This is a genomic window from Pseudodesulfovibrio alkaliphilus (genome assembly GCF_009729555.1).
Lineage (GTDB): Bacteria > Desulfobacterota > Desulfovibrionia > Desulfovibrionales > Desulfovibrionaceae > Pseudodesulfovibrio > Pseudodesulfovibrio alkaliphilus.
On record NZ_WODC01000001.1, the window covers coordinates 332,468 to 346,629 of the forward strand.

The window sequence follows — 14,162 nt, forward strand, 5'->3', positions numbered from 1 at the left end:
ACCCCCTAGCCCCGGCTCTCCTTGAGCAGCAGGGTCAGGCGCACGTCGGCCACCAGGGCGCGTTCGTGATTGATGAGCACGGGATTGAACTCCGCCTCCCATACCTGGGGAAAATCACTGGCCAACTGGGCCATGATCAGGATGATTTCCTCCAGGGCGGCAGTGTTGACCGGCGGATCGCCGCGAAGGCCGCGAAGGAGCATGTAGGATCTGATCTCGCGCACGATCTCGAAGGCGTCCTGGCGCGAAAGCGGGGCCAGCCGGAAGGAAATGTCCTTCATGATTTCCACGAAAATCCCGCCAAGGCCGAACATGAGCATCGGCCCGAACTGCTCGTCGCGCTTGAAGCCGATGATCACTTCCTTGACTCCGGGCGGGGCCATTTCCTGCACCAGACAGCCAGCGATGTAGGCATCGGGCCGCATGCGTTGCGCCCTGGCCGCAATCTCACGGAAGCTCCGCATGACCTCGCCCGCATCGCCCAGGCCGAGCACCACCCCACCCACATCCGACTTGTGCGAGATGTGCGGCGAGGCGATCTTGAGGGCCACGGGGTAGCCCATCTCCTCGGCTGCGGCCACGGCCTCGTCGCTGGAGCGGGCCAGTACGGTTTTCGGAGTGGGCAGACCATAGGCCCGCAGCACCTCCTGGGCTTGAAACTCCACGATCTCCGGCTCTCGACGCTCCTCGTGCCGGCGGATCACCTCCAGAGCCAGCTCCCGGTCGCTGGAATATTCCGCGTAAACCGGCTCGGGCCTGTGCTTCCACAAATAGTATTCATACATGCTCTCAATGGAGCGGACCGCGGCCTCGGGAAAAGCGTAGCAGGGTATCCCGGCCTCCATGAGCATGGCGCGGGCGCGGGCCACGCGCGTCTTGCCCATGAAGCAGGCGAACACGGGCTTGCCGCACTTGCGAGCCGTGTGGATGACCGCCTCCGCGGTCTTCTCAATCTCCACGGAGGCCGTGGGCGTAAGCAGGACGAGCAGCGAGTGGACCAGGGGATCGTCGGCCACCACATCCAGGGTTTTGCGATAGCGCCTGGCGTCCGCATCGCCCACAATATCCACCGGGTTGTAGAAGGCGGCGTAGCTGGGCAGGAAGGCCTGGAGCCGCTCGATGGTGCGCTGTGACAGCTCGGCCACAGTCAGGCGCGAGCGGTCAGCGATGTCGGCCGTGAGGATGCCTGGTCCGCCGGAGTTTGTGACCACCGCCAGATTCGGCCCCCTGGGCAGCGGCTGGGTGGAAAAGGCCTGGGCCAGGTTGAAGAGCGAGGCCACGTCGGCCACCCGGATCACACCGGACTGGAGAAAGGCGGCCGCGTAGGCCTGATCCGACCCGGCAATGGCCCCGGTATGCGACGAAGCGGCCTTGGCACCCGCCGTGGTGGTGCCCGCCTTTATCATGATCACCGGCTTTGTGCGGCACACGGCACGGGCCTGACGGAGAAACTCCTCGCCGTGCTCCACGTTCTCAATGTAGCCGAGAATGACCTTGGTGTCCCTGTCGTCGGCGAGGTAGCCGAGCATGTGCGCCTCGTCCAGCACCGCCTTGTTGCCCAGGCTGATGAATTTGGAAAACCCGATGTTCTCGCCCAAGGCCCAATCGAGAATGGCCACGCACAAGGCGCCCGACTGCGAGAAAAAAGCGATGGACCCCGCTCGGGGCTGACCCGCCGCAAAGGAGGCGTTGACCCCGTGGGCCGGATTCATCATCCCCAGACAGTTTGGTCCGAGCATGGCCATGGAATGCGCCTCGCACAGGGCCTTGATCTCCTGCTCGAAGTGGTAGCCCTCCTTGCCCACCTCCTTGAACCCGGCGGTGATGACGATGACCGACTTGGTCCCTATTGCTCCCAGGGCCTCGATGGACCCAAGCACATGGTCGCGGGGCACGGCGATCACCGCCAGATCGAGCCCGCGAGGCAGGTCCGCAATGTTGCGCACAGCGACAAGGCCCTCGATGACGCCCCCCTTGGGATTGACCGGAAAGAGCTTGCCGCGGAAACCGGCACCGAGCATGTTGGTCATGACAGTGTGCCCGATCTTGCCGGGCGACGCGGATGCGCCGATGACGGCCACGGTCTCGGGGTGAAAGAAGGCGTGCAGATTTTCCTTGGCGATCAACGGAGGCTCCTGGAGCGATTGGGGTTGCGCGACGCAAGGGCAACCTAACCTGAAACACGGTCCTGAACAAGCTCTGCACAGCCCCTGGCATCAGACCGGACCAGCGCTCTCGCGCCTCCCAGCCCCCAGGAAGGCTCAGACCTCGAACTCCGCCCTGTCGCCGGAACGCTCGTAGCTAAAGACCTGCGGCCCTCCCGGATCGGACTCGAAACCGGCCAGCGACGCGGTGTCGCCAAAGGTGTGCATGGGGACAAAGACCCGCGCACCCGTCATCCTGCAGGCGGTCTCGCCGCCGGACTTGTTGGCCAGCCTCGGATCAGCGTTGGAAAAGACCACATGCGGCCGGAACTCTCCCACCCGCTCCATGGCCGCACGAAAGTAACTCCGCGTGAACTCCGCCTCCCGCGCCGACACACCGGGCCATATCCACTCCGCAAGATCGCCGCCGTAGTAGAATCGCAGCCCCTGCTCCTCCACAAGAAAGGCCACCCCCATGTCGTTGCTGGCCAGAGTGTGCACCTCCATGCCCTCAAAGGCGTACCTCTCGTCCGCCTCGACCACGAACACCTTGCCCCGCGTCGGCACAGCCTCGGGCCGCAGCTCGGGCACATCGTCCGAAAGCACTGTCCGCACCGAGGCCGCTCCAGCGGTAATCGCATCAAGATTTCCGCTTAGGTGGTCCTCGTGGCCATGGGAGATGAACACGGTCAGGTCGCGCCCGGCCACGGCCCGTCGAACCGCATCGGGTGCCCCTGGCGGCAGATGGGTGTCGGCCGGATAGTCGAAGAGATAGGACCGCCCCGGCGCGTCGAGCACAAAGCTATTATGACAAATATAGGTGATGACAATACGCATGGCCCGCTCCTGACCAAGCATAGCCCGGCCGACACCGGACGGGCAAGCCTTCCCGGGCTTCCGGCCAGAACATGCTCCCAGCAGACAGTCAGGGCCGGAATTCACCCCCCTCGACGAGTCGCCCGCCCCGGTGCGGATAGAAATATATCCAGGCCTTCACCACGAGCCCGTCGTCCAGGGCCACCTCGACCTCCTCGCGCCGGTAGAGGGTCGGATGGTCTTCCAGGGCATCGAGCCGGGCCAGCATGGCTTCATTCACCGCATACACCTCCCCCTGCACCCTGCTCACCGGCTCGCCGGGATACACGCCGGGATATTCGTCCACATACAATGCGAATCGCTCCACCGTCTGCCCGCACCCGACAAAACATGCCCGCCCGAGGAAAAAATGATTGGAAAAACCGCGCTTCAAGGTGCCATAGACAAAAACCAGATGCCTTCCCCCCTGCCTTCCGCCGCCACCGGACCGACGCGTCTGCGGCACATCCACCCCTCTCTGCCCTCGCCTGATTGACGTTTTGCGCATCTCTCACCCGCCGAGTTTGACAAAAACGTCACCAACATCCCTCGCCACAAACAACATTACCCCGACAAATCAAAGACATACCCAATCAAACAGCCTTGTCTCCAGCTCCCGCTGCCACTGTTTCAAAGAACGGGCCAAACCCCGACCATCAGTGTTTTTCGCTTGACCCAGCGCCCGCCCGTGGTTTAAAAATCGTCCCTCTTTCGCCAGAATAGCTCAGATGGTAGAGCAACTGATTCGTAATCAGTAGGTCCGGGGTTCAATTCCCCGTTCTGGCTCCAAGAAAATCAAGAGGTTAGGCTGATTCGCCTAACCTCTTTTTTGCTTAAATGAGTCTTTTGTACAACTCGTGTAAAAATTCTCCCCTCCCTGCCGGACACTGTCCGTCAGAGAACTCGTCCCAAAGCCGTCTCCCTCCTTGGCGACTCGCATGGTTTCGCCTAGCTGAATCAAGACAGCTCTGCCCCCTCCCTTGTCACGTGATGGGCACTGTCCAGACAAAACGGCACCGGAACCCACAGCCCGGTGACGGAAGCAGAGATGGCGGCCACAGGTGTTGCGAGCATCATTTCTACTTCCTCTCGCGTAGAGATCATGCCCCCCGTGATAAGGGGCGGACGAATTAATCCATGGAGATGATGGACAGCCTTGGCGAGCAAGCCGGGCATGATCTCCACGGCATCCGGCTCGTATTTCCCGACCGCGCTCACGGCCGTGTCAATGGAACGGGAGTCGATCATGAAGATTCGTTGAATGGTCACAAGCCCAAGCTTTTTGCCCTTGCGAATGACCCCGCCTTTGGTGGTGATCACGCCGTCAAAGGAAAACAGACTCCTCAAATGCTCCAGCCCGGCCGGATTCGGAGCCAGCCCCTCCACCATGTCGAAATGGATGAACACCCGCTTGCCGTTTCCGCGAAGCACACCTACCGCCTGCTCAAGCTCCCTCACGTTATCATGAAGCAGGAACACCGTATGAATGTCGGACTCCAAAGCCGTGACCACATGCTGCAAATCCGCAATGGCTGCAATGACCCGCTCGCGCCTGATGGTGTCCATGATCGCAATCCCCGCACTCACCACTCGCCCCTTTTTCTTTTTACCATACCGGAGCCAGCCATCTCGTCCGCGTCGAAAAGGTGACGCCAAAGAGACAAGTGTGAAACGAAAAAAGTCATAAGTTTCACTTGATTTACGCTATTTCTGTTGTAGGCTTGTCCCGAGCTGCGTCAGAGATCATGTGAAAGCGGCGTCATATTCGTTCTTGGGAAAAGCACCTGAAAAACCCATTTGCTTTGGCAGGTGGAATAGCTTTCCAGCGAGTATGGCGCCCTTTTTTGTTCAACCAGCAACCAAGGCAACAGGTTCCAATGCCTAAACATTTTCAAGAGCTTAAGGAAAAGCGTCTTTTCCTTTTCGACATGGACGGCACTCTGAATAACGGCCCGCAGTGCATCACGGGCACCGTCGAGTGCCTGAAGGCTATCGCTGACATGGGGGCGCACTCCTGCATATTGACTAACAATTCTTCCAGAACCAGGCAGGAATGCCGGCACATTCTGGCAGGATTCGGCTGCGACGTCCCGGAAACGAACATCTACACCGCCGGAACAATCGCCGCCCATTACATTGCATCCCACTGGCCGGGATCAAGCGTCTATGTACTCGGCAATACGGCCTTGAAAGAGGCGTGTGGGGAGTTCGGTCTCAGCGTAACCGACAGCCCGGCCACCACGCCGGACACGGTGCTGGTCGGCCTTGATCCCACCTTGAGCTACAGCAAGCTATCCACTGCCTGCATGCACCTCAGGGCCGGAGCCCGCTACCTGGCCACGCACCACGACATGATCTGCCCGGTAGGCGAGGGGCGGATCGTGCCCGATATCGGCTGCACACTGGCCTATATCCAGGCCGCCACCGGGCTCCAGCCTCTGAGCACGGGAAAACCAAATCCGTATGTACTTGCAGTGATCCGCGAGAAACACCCGGTTCCGCTGGAGCACATCATCATGGTCGGGGACAGGCTCACCACCGATATCGCTCTCGGCGTGTACGGCAGTATTGCCACGGCGCTAGTGTTCAGCGGAGTCACCTCACGCAAGGAATACGACCAGTCCGCCTACACAACCCCGCATGTGTTCTCCCATGTCGGCGAGCTTGCCAGCGTCCTGAAGAGGCATGAAGCCGAGGAGGCGGGCCGTGCTTAAACGTCTTCACATTCTGCTGCTTGCGCCCAGTGCGGCACTGCTGTTCCTTTTTACCTACAAGCCCTTTTTCCAGGCGGTCATCGAATCGATGTACGACTCCCGCGCCACCAGCAGCGGTCAGTTCGTGGGATTGGCGAATTTCGTCCGTCTCTTCGATGATCCCGCCTTCATGGCCGCAGTCATCAACAACATCATTTATGTAGTATTCACGGTGATCCCCAGCCTGATCATCGGCTTGTTCTTCGCATTGCTTCTCAAGGAAAACTCGCGGGCCAACCGCTGGCTGCGCTCCATATTCTTCTTTCCCACCCTTGTGCCGCTGGTTGCGGCCGCCGCCCTATGGTCGTTCATCTTTCTGCCCGGCGTGGGCCTGCTGGACCACTACCTCTCCGTCTTCATCAGGAGCAGCCACCACAACTTTCTGGGACAGGAGAACACGGCGCTTACGGTGCTCATTATCATCAGCATATGGAAATACTCCGGCTATTACATGCTCTTTTTCCTCGCTGGTCTGCAGTCCATCCCAGACGACGCCCTGGAAGCGGCCCACATCGAGGGGGCTTCGCCCTGGCAAGGATTCTATCACGTCACCTTGCCGCTTTTACGGCCCACGCTGACCTTTGTGGGAACCATAGCCCTGGTCTATTCCTTTACCCAGATTGATCATATCCCGGCCATGACCAACGGCGGTCCAGGCCATTCCACCACAGTGCTGCTCTACTACATCCAGACCATAACCATGGAATCGCAGGATCTGGGCAAGGCTTACGCCGCGACCCTATGCACGGTCGTGGGTCTCTTTTTCCTCACCTGGCTCAACAACGCACTTCTTGATTCCGGAGTTGACTATGAGCGGTAACCACTCGGCATACAACAAAATGGGAACGATCATTTGCGCCTTGATCGGCGCGGTGTGGGCTCTCCCCTTTGTCTGGATGATCACGGCTTCCCTGCGTCCGGATTCCGGCGGGGCGGACATCGCATCGCTCATTCCCCAATGGCCCCTCTCGGTAGGGTATTTCCAGGACGCACTCATCTACGCGGACTGGGGAACCCTCTACCGCAATACCATTATCTTCAGCGTCGGCATCCTCTCGGCTCAACTTTTCTCCATCACCACGGCAGGCTATGTCTTCGCCTTTGTACCGTTTCGGGGCAGAGAGCTGGTCTTTCGGCTCTTTCTTGTGCAACTGATGCTCTGGCCCATCGTGCTCATGGTGCCCAACATGGTGACGCTCAAGTCGCTGGGCCTGCTGGACACCCTCCTTGGCGCCATGCTTCCATACATGGCTTCGGCCTTTGGCATCTTCATGGTCCGCCAGGCGTTCCGCAGCGTGCCAAAAGAGATGATCGAGGCCGCGCAGGTGGAGGGAGCCAACCTCCTCCACATCTTCATCCTTGTGCTGCTGCCCGCCATCTGGCCGACGCTCCTGGCCTTCAGCATCGTCAGCCTCACGACCCATTGGAACGAATATCTCTGGCCGCTCATGGTCCTCAGCGACATGGACACCCATACCCTGACCATCGGACTGGTAAGCTTCACCACCAGCGCCGAATCCGGGGCCGAGTGGGGGCTCATTGCCGCAGGCACCCTGCTCGTATGCCTGCCCATAACCTTAACATTCGTCCTGTTCCAGAAGCACTTCATCAGCAGCTTCGGATTCACTCAATATAAATGAAACGGAGGACATTCATGCTCATCGCCCACATATCCGATCTGCACATTCGCCCGCACGGGGTGAAGCTCTACGATTTTGTGGATACCAACGCGCTCATCAGCCGCCATGTGGCAACGCTCAACAGCATCGCCAAGACAACGGACAGGCCTGATGCGGTGATCATCACCGGAGACATTGTCAACTGCGGGCAAAAACAGGAGTATGCGATGGCACGGCGCATCCTTGGACAGATAACCCTGCCTGTCTACATCATCCCGGGAAACCACGACAACAACGCGCATCTCCTTGAAGCGCTCATGGACATCTGTCCGCCGCTCGAAAATGTCGACAAATCCGGCGAGCACAACATTCGCTACACCGTTGAAGACTATGCTGTGCGCTTCATCATGCTCGACTCCTCCATCAGCGGCGAGTTGCACGGCGAGATAGGCCGAGAACAGATGGCCTGGCTGGCAAGGGAACTGCAGAAGGACACGGACAGGGAAACCGCCGTGTGCATGCACCACCACCCCCTGCCTTCGGGCAACGCCCACATGGACGCCATCAGGTGCCGTGACGGCCAAGCGCTCATCGACATGTTGAAGGGATACCCAAATGTCACGCGATTGCTGTGCGGCCACACGCACCGCTCCATTTTCCAGAACGTAGGCCACATCCTCATCTGCACCGTGCCCGGTGCCGCCCACCAGGTGCCCTTTCACAGTACGGACCTGGACGGTTCCTACACCCTTGAACCCCCCGCACTCTATTTTCACCGCCATACACCCGAAACCGGCCTGGTCACCTACAGCCAGTCGCTGGCACCCTTCGACGGACCGTATCCGTTCGATAGTGCCTGCGCCTGCCCTGAAGGCCAGCTGTAAGGAGAAACAACATGAGCAGTGTCCGCTTGAACAACGTCGCAAAACACTTCGGCGCCGCAAAAATCATCCAGAACCTGTCCCTGGCCATCAACGACGGGGAATTCATCGCTGTTGTCGGACCTTCGGGAAGCGGCAAGTCCACTGTTTTACGGCTTATCTCCGGCCTTGAGCCGGTCACGGAAGGGACCATACAGATCGGCCCGCGGGATGTGACCACGCTGCATCCCAAAAAACGCAATGTGGCCATGGTCTTTCAAAACTACGCCCTCTACCCGCACATGAGCGTGGAACGCAACATCCTCTTTGGCATGAAAATCAGAAAGGAAAGCCGCGAAGCGCAGCGGAAGGCCCTCAGTCGGGTCGTGGAAATCCTGCACCTTGAGGGATTGCTGAAGCGCAAGCCGCGCCAGCTTTCCGGCGGACAGCGGCAGCGCGTGGCAATGGCCCGCGCCATCGTACGCAGACCCGAGTTGTTTCTCATGGATGAGCCGCTCTCCAACCTCGACGCCAAACTTCGCAACGAGGTTCGCCTGTCTATCATGGAGCTTCACCGCAAACTGAAGACCACCACCGTGTATGTGACCCACGACCAAGTGGAGGCCATGACCATGGCTGACCGCATCGTGGTGCTGCGCGACGGGATCATCCAGCAGGTGGGCACGCCGCAGGAGCTATACCAGACTCCCGCCAACCTCTTTGTGGCGCGGTTCATCGGCTCGCCTGCCATGAACATTATCGACATAGCCTGCGAGAATGGTTCACTGCGTCTGCCAAACGGGTTGAAAGTTCCTACCCCAGCATTCGTGAAGCCTGCCCTGAATCAAGCCAGGACAGTGCGGATGGGCATCCGCCCCGAGCACATAATTCTAGCCTCCGAAGGACAAGCCGATGATCAAGGGAGCGGCCTCGTAAGCCTCGCCGGCACGCTTTCGACCGTCGAAATGCTCGGCAGCGACATCGTGCTCCACACAACCGGCGGTTCCAACGGACTCAGAGTGCGCGTGGCAAACCATGGCGTACCCTATGCAAGCGGGGACACCACCCGACTCCTGCTGGACCTTAGCAAGGCGCACTTCTTCTCCGCAGAGGGCAAGGAACGCCTGTGCTGATCGTACCGAAGCCCCCCCCTGCATGCAGGGGGTATATGTAAATCAAACCATTAGGAGATGATCATGAGAAATGTACGAATCGTGCTGTTCCTGGTCCTAGCGGTAATGCTCATCAGCAGCGCCGCAACGGCCGCAACCAGGATCGACTTCATGTTCCCTTCCCCGGTACAGGGCAAGCTGGCCAAGGAAATGACCACCATCGTCACCGAGTACAACAAGTCACAGTCCGAGGTCGAAGTGCGCGGCATCTTCACTGGCGACTACGACACCACCAAGGTCAAGGCCGAGGCCGCCGCCAAGGCGGGCAATCCTCCGGCGCTGGTCATCATGATGGCAAACCTCATACCCGACCTGGCCATCAACGGCTTCATCGCGCCCATCCAGACCCTGGCCCGACACGCCAATGTGGACGCCGACACATTCCTTGCCGAGGAGTTCTGGCCTGCGTTGCGACAGAACGCCTCCTTCAGCGGCGAGGCTTACGGCATCCCATTCCACAACTCCACCCCGGTCATGTACTATAACAAGACCATGTTCAACAAAATGGGCATTGAACCGCCCACCACGTGGGCCGAAGTGGTCGAAGCAGCGAAAAAGATAGCCAATCCGGACCAAGGCCGCTGGGGCATCATGCTCCCGAGCGTGAACACCGACTACTGCGGGTGGATCCTTTCCTCCCTGGTCATGGCCAATGGCGGCCAATACTACAACTCCAAGTATCCTGGCGAGGTCTACTACACCGCACCGACCACGGTTGGAGCAATGACCTTCTGGCGCGACCTGGTGTTCAAACACAAGGTCATGCCCCAAGGCGTTCTGACCCCCAACACCATCTCTTCCACCTTCTTCGCCGGCCAGCTCGGCATGGCGTTTCTCTCCACTGGCGCATTGGGCCACATGCGCGAAAACTCCAAGGACTTCGAACTTGGTGTGGCCTTCATGCCGCAGAAAGTCACCCGCGGCGTTCTTATCGGCGGAGCTTCACTGGTCACCTTCAAAGGCATCTCCGAAGAGCAGCAAAAGGCTGCGTGGAAGTTCATGAGCTATCTGACCAGCCCCGAGGTGTCCGGCCGCTGGAGCCGGTTCACCGGGTATTTCGCCCCGCGCATGAAGGCATACGACCTGCCGGAAATGAAACAGTATCTCACACAACACCCAGACGCCAAGACCGCTCTGGACCAGCTCAAATACGCGCAACCCTGGTACTCCACCTACGAGACTATCGCCGTACGCAAAGCCATGGAAAACAACATGGCCCGTCTGCTCAACGATCCGAACCTGAAGCCTGCGGAGGCCGCCCGCGCCGCGCAAAACGAAGCCGACGAAATCCTTGCTCCCTACGTGGAGAAGACGGCCCTGCAACTGCCTTAGCGGCATCGTATAACTTCCCAAATAAAGGGGGGCGCACCTTGCGCCCCCCTTTTCGCCTTTGCCCAGGCAGGTCCAATGAAATCCTTTGCACCCGGAAGAAAGATGAAGGCGTTATGCCAACGCCACTCGGCAAAGCAGGTTTGATCTGCCAACCGCCGCGAATGACAAGGCATACCTGCAAGTTGTCCGGCACAGCCAAAATCCTAGATGTAGATGCACTTGAAATTACGGGTCACATCTGGATGCTTGCGAAACTCCTCGTATTCCCTGGCCGCTTTTTGCATGTAATGGACCATCTGGGAAACCAGCGCGGCCCGCTCCACCTTTCGGCTCCATGAGCGCACCTCGCAATCGCCATCGGCCTCAAGGACCATGGCCCAAACCAGGATCGTGTCTCCTTCGATACGCCCCGAGACTGTCTTGGCATCCAAAAAAAGGTCGATCTGACGAAAAAGCGCACTGTGCTCCTGAACAGCCCTGTTGATCTCCATGACCTCACCGCCGGTCAGCTCCAGAGCCTTAAGCGAAACAGTGCCCTTCACAGAGACCAATCCCGACAGACCGTCGCTGGCGGCCCGCTCGCCACCGAAAAAACCGGGGGCGAACAGGGCCACGCACCAGATAGCAATTCCAAGGACGAACGCCGCACCCAAAAGGGGCATCCGCTTCGATCTATTCATATTGACCACACGCTGCAACCTTGAATAAAAAAAACGTAATCTTTCCAATGAGAATCCCTGTGAATTTCTTTGCCAAAGGGCACAGCTATCCCATTTTGCCGATCTTGGCAATGCAGTGATTAGGCTCATTCCCGACCAGGAGGGCCAACTGGTTCATTTTTTGTGGCAAACTTTTTGGCCGAGCCCAACCGCCGTTGGTCTGGGCGCATCAAGGCCGTTGCCCGACTCCGGGAGATCAAGCGCGGCAACCCCGCTGGGATAATTCCCGACCGCCCTCACCCCGCAACAGGCTCTTCTCCGACAAGGAACCCCCAATAGCCCCTCTCGGCGAGAGGCAACCTGCGCATCATCCGTCCCTTGGGCGCTTGGCGCTTCCGCATCAGAGGCTGGGTATCTGGGACACTATCCGCGCCACGGTGGCCGCGGCGATGACAGAAAGGCAAAGCCGGGCCCGGGTCGGACCGAAAAACACATCAAAATAGACCATGTCGCCAAACTGGAAGCTCTCCGGGACCACCTCCGTGAGCAGGGGCAGCTCAATGGCTTCGTCCCCGTCAAAGGCCACGGGAATCATGCCCTCGCGCTCCGGCCCCATGTCAGTCATGTGCATGGCGCCCAGCGCTTCGGCCATGGCGGGACAAACCTCAAGAGCAACAGGCAGATAGACCCCGCCGAACTGGAGCAGACAGACCGGATGATCCTCAAGCAGCATTGCCTCGGGCTCGGCCTCGAACGCTTCAAGCAGATACGGTCCGGCATCTTCGAATAGTATTCTCTGCCCTTCCTCAGTCATGGTGTCTCCTTTGTTTCCGATTCTCGCGCCTTCGCTCGATAGAGGACGGCCGAAAGGCTGATATACTGGCCTTGTTCACGCCTCGTCAACCATACCGGACCGGCTGCCCAGGAAGCCGGGACACCCCCCGGTCATTGCAGCGAGGGCGGCTTTGGTTTTCGCGTAAAACGCTTCGGCCCTTAACGGACAGGAATGTAAGTGACACCAGTGGTTGTCGGCGGGTCCAGGACTTTGGTCCCGGCCACGAACCCGAGGAAGACCAGGGCGTCCACGAAGCCCGTGTCCGTGGCGTTCGAGGCCTCTTGCATGACCGCATAGCCATCCCCGCCCCGTGCGACATAGGCGTTGGTCGCCACCCGATAGGTGCGTGCAGGGTCCAGCGGAATGGCTGCGCCCCCGACGCCGACCAGTGCCACATCGCTGATTCGTGAGCCTTCGGGGCGGTTCATGTCGGCCTTGAAGCGCATTCCCGACACGTAGGGAAAGGCCCCGCCGCCTCGTCCCACGCCGTTTTCCAGCGCACGCACGACCTGGGCTCCGGTCAGCTCCACGACAACGATCGTATTCCCGAAAGGCAGCATGGTATGGATCATGCCCACGGTGATGCCGCCCTGCTCCAGCCCGTGGCGTACGCTGCCCGCATTGATCAGGGCCATGTCCGCCGGGCCGCCCGTGGCCGCGAGCCTCTCGAGCATGGAACGGGCGACCAAGGGGGCGATCAGACTGCCGCCGTGCAGACCGCGCCCGGTCACGTCCATATCCGGAACCCGGATATGGGGCAGGTCGGCGGACGCCCTGCCCACCGTCTCTTGACGCATGGCCGCCACGCCATCGCGATAAGGCTTGAGAAAGGCATCGATCTGCGCGTCCGCAGGCACCACTGCCGCCGCCGGATTCCGGTTCACCAAGGCCAGGATATCTTCCCTGGCCCGGCCTGTAAGGGTTTCCCGTTCCCCGTCAGCCCCGCTGGCCTCAAAGACATCGCCAACCAGCAGGAGCGGCCTGCCCTGCGCAGCCGTGATCCTGCCAGACTTGTCAAAGGAAACATCGAACCGGCCGAGCACACGCGCCCATTTCCAGGCCGTGACCACATACACCGGGTCGCCGTCCGGTCCGGCCACCAGCACAGGATAGGCGTTGTCCGCTGTCAGGCCCAGGCCAGCCAGGGCCTCGGCATCGCCAAGCAGGGAATGGGAGTGGCCACCCACAATCAGGTCCACTCCTGGCACCGTGGCCGCCAGCTCCATGTCGCGGGCAAGGCCCACATGGGTGAGCAGAATGATCTTGTTCACCCCTGCCCGCTCAAGCTCGGCAACGGCGCTCCGCGCCGCAGCGGCTTCGTCGGAAAAGGAGAGACCCGGCCCGGGGCTGGACAGGACAGGGGTATCGCGCAGGCTCAGGCCGACGACGCCAACCGACTCGCCATTGAAATCGAGCACCACAAACGGAGTGATGCGTCCGGCCAATTCCGGCACGCCTGAGGCATCCACATTGGCCCCCAGCACCGGAAGCCGGGCGAACCCGAGCATACGGGCCAGAAACGCACCGCCCCGGTCAAACTCATGATTGCCAAGAACCATGGCCTCGAAGCCGAGCCGGTCGAGCAACTCCATCTCGGGTCTGCCCCCGTATCTGGTGAAATACAGGTCGCCCTGCACTGCATCGCCCGCGTGAAATAGGGCCACGGAACGATTGTCTGCACGGCCCGCATCACGCTCCTCCTCCACGGCACGGGCAAGCCGGGCCCAGCCGCCCAGCCGGGCCGTAACCGGCGTACCGCCCGGCAGCAGCCTCTCGGCAGTGTCATCCAGGAAGGAATGGGAATCGTTGATGTGGAGTACCGTCAGCTCCAGAGCCGGGGCCTGAGCACCCAGGGTCAGCACCATCATGAAGGCGAGCCAGAATCGGACTGTCAACAGCATCGGCACCTCGAGGTTTTCCCTCTCATAGCAGG

General features: G+C 60.1%; 13 protein-coding genes and 1 tRNA gene. 7 read left to right on the forward strand and 7 right to left on the reverse strand.

From position 1 onward, the window contains the following. Positions 1–5 precede the first annotated feature (5 nt). From GKC30_RS01675 to GKC30_RS01685, 3 genes are all read right to left on the reverse strand, one after another. On the reverse strand, positions 6–2,126 hold the full coding sequence (locus tag GKC30_RS01675) for an acetate--CoA ligase family protein (RefSeq protein WP_155931876.1): 2,121 nt from the start codon (positions 2,124–2,126) through the stop codon (positions 6–8). Positions 2,127–2,261: 135 nt separating this feature from the next. After that, the gene (locus tag GKC30_RS01680; RefSeq protein ID WP_155931878.1) at positions 2,262–2,981 is read right to left on the reverse strand and encodes an MBL fold metallo-hydrolase; all 720 of its coding nucleotides are present in this window, start codon (positions 2,979–2,981) and stop codon (positions 2,262–2,264) included. A gap of 88 nt (positions 2,982–3,069) precedes the next feature. Continuing rightward, on the reverse strand, positions 3,070–3,507 hold the full coding sequence (locus GKC30_RS01685; protein WP_155931880.1) for a gamma-glutamylcyclotransferase family protein: 438 nt from the start codon (positions 3,505–3,507) through the stop codon (positions 3,070–3,072). Positions 3,508–3,712: 205 nt separating this feature from the next. Between GKC30_RS01685 and GKC30_RS01690 the strand changes: the two genes are divergently transcribed. Continuing rightward, positions 3,713–3,788: transfer RNA gene (locus tag GKC30_RS01690), tRNA-Thr, on the forward strand. 168 nt (positions 3,789–3,956) lie between these two features. Here the strand turns inward: GKC30_RS01690 and GKC30_RS01695 are convergent. Further along, positions 3,957–4,565: a glycerol-3-phosphate responsive antiterminator gene (locus tag GKC30_RS01695; RefSeq protein ID WP_155931882.1), complete on the reverse strand. Its 609-nt coding sequence runs from the start codon at positions 4,563–4,565 to the stop codon at positions 3,957–3,959. A gap of 311 nt (positions 4,566–4,876) precedes the next feature. Here GKC30_RS01695 and GKC30_RS01700 point away from each other — a divergent pair, with 311 nt between their 5' ends. From GKC30_RS01700 to GKC30_RS01725, 6 genes are all read left to right on the forward strand, one after another. Continuing rightward, on the forward strand, positions 4,877–5,713 hold the full coding sequence (locus tag GKC30_RS01700) for an HAD-IIA family hydrolase (RefSeq protein ID WP_155931884.1): 837 nt from the start codon (positions 4,877–4,879) through the stop codon (positions 5,711–5,713). Next, complete coding sequence (locus tag GKC30_RS01705; RefSeq protein WP_367613916.1) at positions 5,706–6,572, forward strand: carbohydrate ABC transporter permease; 867 nt, start codon at positions 5,706–5,708, stop codon at positions 6,570–6,572. The genes GKC30_RS01700 and GKC30_RS01705 overlap by 8 nt, the downstream gene beginning before the upstream one ends. Positions 6,573–6,591: 19 nt before the next feature. Continuing rightward, on the forward strand, positions 6,592–7,392 hold the full coding sequence (locus GKC30_RS01710) for a carbohydrate ABC transporter permease (RefSeq protein ID WP_231116987.1): 801 nt from the start codon (positions 6,592–6,594) through the stop codon (positions 7,390–7,392). Positions 7,393–7,406: 14 nt separating this feature from the next. After that, a complete protein-coding gene (locus tag GKC30_RS01715) occupies positions 7,407–8,255 on the forward strand; it encodes a phosphodiesterase (protein ID WP_196772778.1) in 849 nt (282 codons plus the stop codon). An 11-nt stretch (positions 8,256–8,266) separates the two neighbouring features. Then, positions 8,267–9,364, forward strand: a complete 1,098-nt coding sequence (locus tag GKC30_RS01720; RefSeq protein WP_155931892.1) for an ABC transporter ATP-binding protein — start codon at positions 8,267–8,269, stop codon at positions 9,362–9,364. A 63-nt stretch (positions 9,365–9,427) separates the two neighbouring features. Further along, a complete protein-coding gene (locus GKC30_RS01725) occupies positions 9,428–10,735 on the forward strand; it encodes an ABC transporter substrate-binding protein (RefSeq protein WP_155931894.1) in 1,308 nt (435 codons plus the stop codon). 203 nt (positions 10,736–10,938) lie between these two features. Here GKC30_RS01725 and GKC30_RS01730 read toward each other — a convergent pair whose 3' ends face one another. The 3 genes from GKC30_RS01730 to GKC30_RS01740 all read right to left on the reverse strand — a co-directional run bounded on the left by GKC30_RS01730 (position 10,939) and on the right by GKC30_RS01740 (position 14,130). Then, positions 10,939–11,415 carry a hypothetical protein gene (locus tag GKC30_RS01730; protein WP_155931896.1) on the reverse strand — a complete coding sequence of 159 codons (477 nt, stop codon included), beginning with the start codon at positions 11,413–11,415 and terminating at the stop codon, positions 10,939–10,941. Positions 11,416–11,794: 379 nt separating this feature from the next. After that, positions 11,795–12,208 carry a hypothetical protein gene (locus GKC30_RS01735; protein WP_155931897.1) on the reverse strand — a complete coding sequence of 138 codons (414 nt, stop codon included), beginning with the start codon at positions 12,206–12,208 and terminating at the stop codon, positions 11,795–11,797. Positions 12,209–12,387: 179 nt separating this feature from the next. Next, positions 12,388–14,130, reverse strand: coding sequence for a bifunctional metallophosphatase/5'-nucleotidase (locus tag GKC30_RS01740; RefSeq protein WP_155931899.1), 1,743 nt, complete (start codon positions 14,128–14,130; stop codon positions 12,388–12,390). Between the last annotated feature and the right edge of the window lie 32 nt (positions 14,131–14,162).

What these genes read in the sequence shown, in the direction of transcription:
- GKC30_RS01725 (WP_155931894.1), top strand. Translation starts at nt 9,428, where the DNA reads ATGAGAAATGTACGAATCGTGCTGTTCCTGGTCCTAGCGGTAATGCTC.
- GKC30_RS01720 (WP_155931892.1), top strand. Translation starts at nt 8,267, where the DNA reads ATGAGCAGTGTCCGCTTGAACAACGTCGCAAAACACTTCGGCGCCGCA.
- GKC30_RS01685 (WP_155931880.1), bottom strand. Translation starts at nt 3,507, where the DNA reads ATGCGCAAAACGTCAATCAGGCGAGGGCAGAGAGGGGTGGATGTGCCG.
- GKC30_RS01715 (WP_196772778.1), top strand. Translation starts at nt 7,407, where the DNA reads ATGCTCATCGCCCACATATCCGATCTGCACATTCGCCCGCACGGGGTG.
- GKC30_RS01740 (WP_155931899.1), bottom strand. Translation starts at nt 14,130, where the DNA reads ATGCTGTTGACAGTCCGATTCTGGCTCGCCTTCATGATGGTGCTGACC.
- GKC30_RS01710 (WP_231116987.1), top strand. Translation starts at nt 6,592, where the DNA reads ATGGGAACGATCATTTGCGCCTTGATCGGCGCGGTGTGGGCTCTCCCC.
- GKC30_RS01700 (WP_155931884.1), top strand. Translation starts at nt 4,877, where the DNA reads ATGCCTAAACATTTTCAAGAGCTTAAGGAAAAGCGTCTTTTCCTTTTC.
- GKC30_RS01695 (WP_155931882.1), bottom strand. Translation starts at nt 4,565, where the DNA reads ATGGACACCATCAGGCGCGAGCGGGTCATTGCAGCCATTGCGGATTTG.
- GKC30_RS01735 (WP_155931897.1), bottom strand. Translation starts at nt 12,208, where the DNA reads ATGACTGAGGAAGGGCAGAGAATACTATTCGAAGATGCCGGACCGTAT.
- GKC30_RS01680 (WP_155931878.1), bottom strand. Translation starts at nt 2,981, where the DNA reads ATGCGTATTGTCATCACCTATATTTGTCATAATAGCTTTGTGCTCGAC.
- GKC30_RS01730 (WP_155931896.1), bottom strand. Translation starts at nt 11,415, where the DNA reads ATGAATAGATCGAAGCGGATGCCCCTTTTGGGTGCGGCGTTCGTCCTT.